This window comes from Azoarcus sp. TTM-91 (genome assembly GCF_012911025.1).
Taxonomy (GTDB): domain Bacteria; phylum Pseudomonadota; class Gammaproteobacteria; order Burkholderiales; family Rhodocyclaceae; genus Azoarcus.
Genome location: NZ_WUEI01000164.1, coordinates 1 through 7097, shown reverse-complemented (window position 1 = coordinate 7097; position 7097 = coordinate 1). Strand labels below are relative to the sequence as shown.

General features: G+C 71.5%; 6 protein-coding genes. 1 reads left to right on the top strand and 5 read right to left on the bottom strand.

The window, feature by feature from the left end; translation table 11 throughout:
• The 5 genes from GRF61_RS22540 to GRF61_RS22520 all read right to left on the bottom strand — a co-directional run.
• Nucleotides 1-1097, bottom strand: a 1097-nt coding sequence (locus GRF61_RS22540; RefSeq protein ID WP_169152863.1) for a DNA topoisomerase IB, incomplete at its 3' end; no start/stop codon positions are given.
• Between the two features lie 3 nt (nucleotides 1098-1100).
• Nucleotides 1101-3278 (bottom strand): glycogen debranching protein GlgX, encoded by a 2178-nt coding sequence (gene glgX, locus GRF61_RS22535; protein WP_169152862.1) that lies wholly within the window; start codon nucleotides 3276-3278, stop codon nucleotides 1101-1103.
• Nucleotides 3275-4417: a putative zinc-binding metallopeptidase gene (locus GRF61_RS22530; protein ID WP_169152861.1), complete on the bottom strand. Its 1143-nt coding sequence runs from the start codon at nucleotides 4415-4417 to the stop codon at nucleotides 3275-3277. Before GRF61_RS22530 ends, glgX begins: the two co-directional genes overlap by 4 nt.
• Complete coding sequence (locus GRF61_RS22525; protein WP_169152860.1) at nucleotides 4414-5553, bottom strand: mechanosensitive ion channel domain-containing protein; 1140 nt, start codon at nucleotides 5551-5553, stop codon at nucleotides 4414-4416. Before GRF61_RS22525 ends, GRF61_RS22530 begins: the two co-directional genes overlap by 4 nt.
• Nucleotides 5553-6206 carry a DUF4142 domain-containing protein gene (locus tag GRF61_RS22520; RefSeq protein ID WP_169152859.1) on the bottom strand — a complete coding sequence of 218 codons (654 nt, stop codon included), beginning with the start codon at nucleotides 6204-6206 and terminating at the stop codon, nucleotides 5553-5555. The genes GRF61_RS22525 and GRF61_RS22520 overlap by 1 nt, the downstream gene beginning before the upstream one ends.
• Before the next feature lie 157 nt (nucleotides 6207-6363).
• Here GRF61_RS22520 and GRF61_RS22515 point away from each other — a divergent pair, with 157 nt between their 5' ends.
• Nucleotides 6364-6810: a hypothetical protein gene (locus tag GRF61_RS22515; protein ID WP_169152858.1), complete on the top strand. Its 447-nt coding sequence runs from the start codon at nucleotides 6364-6366 to the stop codon at nucleotides 6808-6810.
• Nucleotides 6811-7097: the final 287 nt, after the last annotated feature.

Sequence of the window (7097 nt, the reverse complement as noted above, 5' to 3'; positions counted from 1 at the left end):
GCCTTGGGCTGGGCCTGCTCGCGCCCTCCTTCCCCAAGCTGAGCCAGCGATTCCGCCAGTTGCTCCCCCCTTGCTTTCCCGACCACCGCAACCGCCTGCCGCTGGCGGCGCAATCCCCGCGCCAGCAGCCGGCTGAGGGCCACTTCGCTGGGGCACAGGCCGCCCTCCCCGCTGTCCTCCCCCACTGCCAGTTCGCCGGCGAGGTAGAGATCGAAGATCACCGGGCAGATGTAGCTGGAGCGGGTCACCGCGGCGGTGTTGCCCAGCTGCGCCGCCACCGCGCGCACGCAGCGCGACAGCATGCGGGCGCCGCTGCGCGGGCAGGTGGGCGCGCCCAGCGCGGTGAGGTATTCCGCCGCTTTCAGCGTGCCGCCCCAGGTGCGGAAGTCCTTGGCGGTGAAGCGGCCCATGGCGTCGCGGATATAGGCGTTGAGGTCCTCGGCACGCACCTTGTGGCGGCCACCCTCCTCGTCCTCGTACTGGAACAGCGTGCTGCCGGGCAGCGCCAGCAGACGGCGGAGCAGCTGGGCCAGGGTGCGATCCCGCACCGACTGCTCCTGCTCCACGCCGTGCTTGCCGCGGTAGTGGAAGATCACCTTGCTGCCTTCCACCCGCACATGCTGCTTCTTCAGCGTGGTGAGGCCGTAGCTGCGGTAGCGGCGGACGTAGTCGGCGCTGCCCACCCGCAGGTGGACGCGGTCCAGCAGGCGCACCAGCAGGGCCAGCACCTTGCGCCGTGGCAGGCCGCTGCAGCGCAGGTCGGCCGCCACGCGTTCGCGCAGCTGCGGCAGGGCCTGGGCAAAGCGGGCGAGGCGGCGCCATTTGCGCATCGCCTGCGCATGGACGAAATCCGCGTGATAGCGGTACTGCAGGCGGCCACGGGCGTCGCGGCCGAAGGCCTGCAGCTCGGCGTCCGCGTCCGGGCTGACGTAGACCTCCCGGTAGGCCGGCGGCACCGCCAGCGCGGCGATGCGGGCGAGGCCGGCGGCGTCCTTGTATTCGCGGCCGTTGGGGCGCAGGTAGCGGAAGCCGCCCTCGGGCAGCGGCTCGCGGCGCAGGTAGCGTTGCTGCAGCAGCTGGGTCGAAAGGGTGGCCACCGCTCAGCCCTCCCCGCCCAGGCGGGCCAGCAGCTCCGCCAGGCATTCGGCAGTATCGCTGGCCGGTGCGGCGACGAAGAGCAGCAGCGAGCGGCCGCCGGCGGTGTAGTTGTCGCCGATGGTGAACATCGGGTAGCGCTCGCGCTCCGCCAGCCCGGTATCCAGCAGGCGGGTCCAGCGTTCTATGCCGGCGGCGGCGGGCAGCGTCCATTCCACGCCTTCGTGGGCGGCGTTGAACACCAGCAGCACCACCGCGTCGGCGCAAGGTTCGGGACCGGTGCCGAGGTGGGCGCGGCCGTCGGCCAGCATGCCGAAGCAGCGCATGTGCGGCTCGGCCCAGGCTTCGGGCTGCAACTCGTTGCCGAGCGGATCCAGCCAGATGACGTCGCGCAGCTCCTGGGCGGGGTCGCCGCCGGTGGCGAAGCGTGCCGGCCGCAGCACCGGCAGTGCCTGGCGGATGGCGAGGAGGCGGCGGGCGAAGGCGAGCAGCGCCCGGCCCTCGGCGGCGATGCCGGCCCAGTCCAGCCAGCTGATCTCGTTGTCCTGGCAGTAGGCGTTGTTGTTGCCCTGCTGGCTGCGGCCGAACTCGTCGCCGGCCACCATCATCGGCGTACCCTGGGCCAGCAGCAGGGTGGCGAGCAGGTTGCGCTTCTGCCGCTCGCGCAAGTCGCGGATGGCGGGATCGTCGGTCGGGCCTTCGGCGCCGCAGTTCCAGGAGCGGTTGTCGGAGTGGCCGTCGCGGTTGTCCTCGCCGTTGGCCTCGTTGTGCTTGTCGTTGTAGGAAACGAGGTCGTGCAGGGTGAAGCCGTCGTGGGCAGTGATGAAGTTGACGCTGGCCCAGGGCCGGCGGCCACGGTGGTTGAAGCGGTCGGCCGAGCCGGCGAGGCGGGTGGCGAGGCCGGCGGACTGGGCTTCGTCGCCACGCCAGAAGGCGCGCACGGTGTCGCGGAAGCCATCGTTCCACTCCGCCCAGCCCGGCGGAAAGTTGCCCGGCTGGTAGCCGCCCGGGCCGCAGTCCCAGGGTTCGGCGATGAGCTTGACGCGGTTGAGCACCGGGTCTTGCCGGCAGGCGTCGAGGAAGCCGCAGCCGGGGTCGTAGCCGCCGTCTTCGCGGCCGAGGATGGTGGCGAGGTCGAAGCGGAAGCCGTCCACCTCCATCTGCTGCACCCAGTAGCGCAGGCTGTCGAGGATGAGTTGCACCACCCGCGGGTGGCTCTGGTTCACCGTGTTGCCGGTGCCGGTGTCGTTGATGTAGTAGCGGCGGTCTTCCGGGTTCAGGCGGTAGTAGGAGGCGTTGTCCAGGCCCTTGAAGCTGAGCGTGGGGCCCAGCTCGTTGCCTTCGGCGGTGTGGTTGTAGACCACGTCCAGGATGACTTCGAGGCCGGCGTCATGCAGCCGCGCCACCATGTCGCGGAACTCCTGCAGGCCGCCGCCGGCGAGGTAGCGCGGCTCCAGCGCGAAGAAGCCGATGGAGTTGTAGCCCCAGTAGTTGCGCAGGCCCTTGTCGGTGAGATAGGCATCGTCCACGAAGGCGTGGATGGGCAGCAGCTCCACCGAGCTCACCCCCAGCGCCTTGAGGTGATCGATCATGGCGGCGGTGCCCAGCCCGGCGAAGGTGCCGCGCAGGTCGGCGGGCACCGCCGGGTGCAGCCGGGTGAGGCCGCGCACATGGGCTTCGTAGAACACGGTGCGCTCCCACGGCACCCGCGGCGCCGGCCGCGGCGGGGCGACCGGGGCGAGGCCGGGCGCGGTGACGCGGGCCTTGAACATGGACGGGGCGCTGTCGCGTTTGTCGAAGCCGGCGCCGGGCTGCTTGCGGTTGCGCATGTCGTAGCCGAACAGCGAGGGCCCCCAGCGCAGGCGGCCGACCAGTTCGGTGGCGTAGGGGTCCAGCAGCAGCTTGCTGGGGTTGAAGCGGTGGCCGTGCTCCGGCACGTAGGGGCCGTGGGCGCGGTAGCCATATACCAGGCCGGGGCCGGCGCCGGGCAGGAAGCCGTGCCAGACCTCGTCGGTGAGCTCGGGCAGATCGACCCGGCCGACCTCGCTGCGGCCGGCTTCGTCGAACAGGCACAGCTCGATGCGGCTGGCGTGGGCGGAGAAGACGGCGAAGTTCACGCCGTCGCCGGTCCAGGTGGCGCCCAGCGGATACGGCAGGCCGGGTTCGAGGCGGAGTTCTCTCATGCTGCCCCTCCAGGCGGGATTTCCGCGGCGGGGTCGGCGGGCGGCGTGCCGGCGCGCGCGGTGGCCGCGCTGGCGGCCCGGGCTTCTTCCACCACCTGATGGACGAAGCACAGCTTGTCCAGCACCGCGGTGGCGATCACGAAGGGGTAGGCGTCGCCCTGCCCCAGGCTGCGACCCATGCTGTTGAGGAACTGGCTGAGCGGCAGCCATTGCTCCAGCAGCACCTGGCGGAAGGGCCGGCCGCTGCCGCCCACCGCCGGCACGTCCGCCGGACCGCCGGCGGCCTGGTCGGAGTGCAAGGCGAAGCCCCAGTGGGCGGCGGTGTCCAGCGCGTCGGTGATGTGCAGGTAGTGGGCCCAGGTTTCCGCCCAGTCTTCCCACGGGTGCATGGCGGCATAGGCGCTGATGTGGCGCTCCGCCCAGTCCGCCGGCGCGCCCTTGGCGTAGTGGGCGGCGGCGGCGGCGGCGTAGTCCTGCGTCTCGTCGCCGAACAGGGCGCGGAAATCCTGCAGCTGCGGGCCCCTGGCGATCAGGCGGTCCCAGTAGTAGTGGCCGATTTCGTGGCGGAAGTGGCCGAGCAGGGTGCGATAGGGCTCGCCGAGCTCGACGCGGCGGGTTTCGCGGGTGCCGTCGTCCGCTTCGGCGATGTCCAGCGTGATGGTGCCGTGCAGGTGGCCGGTGGTGGCCTTCTCGCCGTTGCCGCCGCGGAAGTGGAACAGCAGCGGCACGCTGCCGTTCTCGTCGTCCACCGGCAGGCCGAGGCGGTAGAGGGAATAGAACAGCCGGCGCTTGGCCGCCTCCAGCTTGAACCAGGCTGCCTTGCTGTCGGGGTCGTCCACCGCGATGGCTTCGATGTCTTCGGTGTGGCGGCAGCAGCGGCACAAGGCCTTGCCCTCCTCCACCCGGCCCATCCAGTTGCAGACCTGGTGCTGGCTGTAATTGGCGCAAGGCTGCCAGTCGAATGGATTCACCAGCGCGGCATCCACGCCCAAGCGGCGCCAGGCGCCGTTCTCCTGGATCTCGAAGGCGGCAATCGCGAGTTCTTCCGGCACGAAGCCGAGGGCGGCGCCGCAGTTGCCGCAGGTGCTGTTCTCGAAGAAGGCGACAAAGCCGCACTGGGTGCAGTGGAAGGTTTTCATGGCGCCGGCGCCTGCGCGCCCTCCGTCGGGTTCACCGGCCGCAGGGCCGGCGTGTTCTCGGGAGCGCCGGGCTGGTCCAGGCGGTCGCCGCGGTCAAGCGTGGCGCGCACCTGAGGCAGCCATTCGGCATAGTTGTCCTGCATGTAGGCGATGAGCTGCTCGCGCACCTTGCAGCGCAGGTCCCAGCCGCGGCCGGCGTCGCGGGTGCTGACCAGGGCGCGCAGCTGCATGGACTTTTCGCTGAAGTCGGTCACCTGCAGCACGCAGACGCGGCCATCCCACTCCGGCGCGTCTTCCAGGATGCGCTTGAGCTGGTCGCGCAGCGGCTGGACGGGCATGCGGTAGTCCACCCACAGGAAGACCGAGCCGATGAGGTCGGAGGTGCGCCGCGTCCAGTTCTGGAAGGGGTTCTGGATGAAGTATTCCAGCGGCACGATGAGGCGGCGGTCGTCCCAGACGCGTATCACTACATAGGTGCCGGTGATTTCCTCCACCCTGCCCCATTCGCCCTCGACGATGAGCACGTCGTCCACCCGTATGGGCTGGGCGAGGGCGATCTGCAGGCCGGCGATGAGATTGCCCAGCACCGGCCGCGCCGCCAGGCCGGCGACGATGCCGGCGAGGCCGGCCGAGGCCAGCAGGCTGGCGCCGATCTGGCGCACGTTGGGGAAGGTCATCAGCATGGAGCCGACGCCCAGCAGGCCGACGATGAACATGGCGGTGCGCGCCAGCACCCGTACCTGGGTCTGCACGCTGCGGGCGCGCAGGTTGTCCGCCGTGTCGGTGGGGTGGCGGGCGACCACGTCGTCGGCGAAGGCGGCGATGAAGCGGATGACGAACAGCGTCACCAGCAGGATCACCGCGATCGACATCAGCTGCCGCAGGCCCATCAGCACGCCGGCCGGCACCGCCGCGTCGGTCAGGGCGACATGGATGAAGAGCAGCGGCAGCAGGATCTGGGTGGGCCGGCGGGTGTATTCCAGCACCCGCTCGGCCGGGGAGAAGCGATGGAGCAGGCGGCGGGCCACCCGGTCCAGTACGGCGTGCACCACCAGCCCGACCAGCGCCGCCGCCGCGCATTGCAGCAACAGCGCAAGCCAGGGCTGGCTGGCGAGGAAGTCGCCGGCTGCCTCCATCAGCGGCCCCCCTTGCCATCATCGGCGATGAGTGGCTGGATCTTGCGCAGCTCCTCCAGCTGGCCGTGCAGCACCTTCACCCGCTGGTCGGCATAGGCGCGCAGCTCCTGGTCCTTGCCCTCGCGCACCTGCTGCTCGAACAGGGCGATGCTCTCCTGATGGGCGGCGACGCCGAAGTGGCGCATGAAGGCGGCATCCAGCCGCGGCCCGGAGAGCTGGCGCATCTCATCCAGCTGGGCGCGTTCGCGGTCCTGGATCTCCTCCTGAACCGTGACGCCGCGGGCGCTCGCAAGCTTGGCCAGGTGCACATTGGCCTGCTGGTGGTCCACCACCATGCGCTCGCCGAAACGCTTCAGCCGCGCATCCGTGCTGCCGGCGGCGATGATGCGACCGGCCTCCATCTCGCCCAGCCCGCGCGACATGGCGACGGTGACGAAGCGGGCATCCGCCTGGTTGAGCTGCATCTTCGGTTGGGCAGCCGGCGCGACCTGCGCCTGCGTCCGGTGGAAGTGGGCCGCGGGGTGGGCGGAGGAATAAGCCAGCCGCGGTCCGGCCTGCAGGCCGGTCATCAGGCTGGGCCTGACCGCCGGCGCGCTGGAACCCGGCCCGGCCGGCGAGGCTGCCCCGCCGCCGCTGCCGCTGCCAGGCGACATGGAGCCGCCGCCCGGCCCGGCCGGCGCCGGCGAGCCACCGGGGCTGGGGCTGCCGCCAGGCGCCGTGCCCCGGCTGCCGGGCGCGGTCGTGCCGGGGCTCCTGGTACCGGGGGCCGTCGTGCCAGGAGCGGTTGTTCCCGGTGCGGTCGTACCCGGTGTGGTCGTACCCGGTGTGGTCGTGCCCGGCGTGGTCGTACCTGGTGTGGTCGTACCCGGTGTGGTCGTGCCCGGTGTGGTCGTACCTGGTGTGGTCGTGCCCGGCGTGGTCGTGCCCGGCGTGGTCGTGCCCGGTGTGGTCGTGCCCGGCGTGGTTGTGCCCGGCGTGGTTGTGCCCGGTGTGGTCGTACCCGGTGTGGTCGTGCCGGGTGTGGTCGTGCCCGGTGTGGTCGTGCCGGGTGTGGTCGTACCCGGCGTGGTCGTACCCGGCGTGGTCGTACCTGGCGTGGTCGTACCTGGCGTGGTCGTACCTGGCGTGGTCGTGCCCGGAGCGCTTGTTCCGGGCGCGGTGCCGCCCATTCCGCCTTGCCCGCTGCCCCCCTGGCCACGGCCGCCGGGCGCCGGGGCGAGTTGCACCAGGTGCAGCCGCGGATGCATCGCGACATAGAGGGCGTCGCCCAGCGAGGAGCTGGGCTGGCCGCGCTGGCCTTCGCCGGCGCCCTGCGGGCTGGCCGGGTTGCCGGAGTCCTGCATGGGCGGATTGGGGTTGTCCTCATGCGGGGTCTGGCGAGGGTCTTCCGGGGTCTGATCCGGCGCGCGCGGCACCTGGTCCGGATTCGGCGCGAGGGGTTGAGGGGTTTCCGGGCCGCCGCTGGCGGGCGGCGGATTGGAATCCGAGCGCGGCACGCCTTGGGAGCCCGGCGGCGGTACATCCGGCGGGGCGGTGGGCGGCAC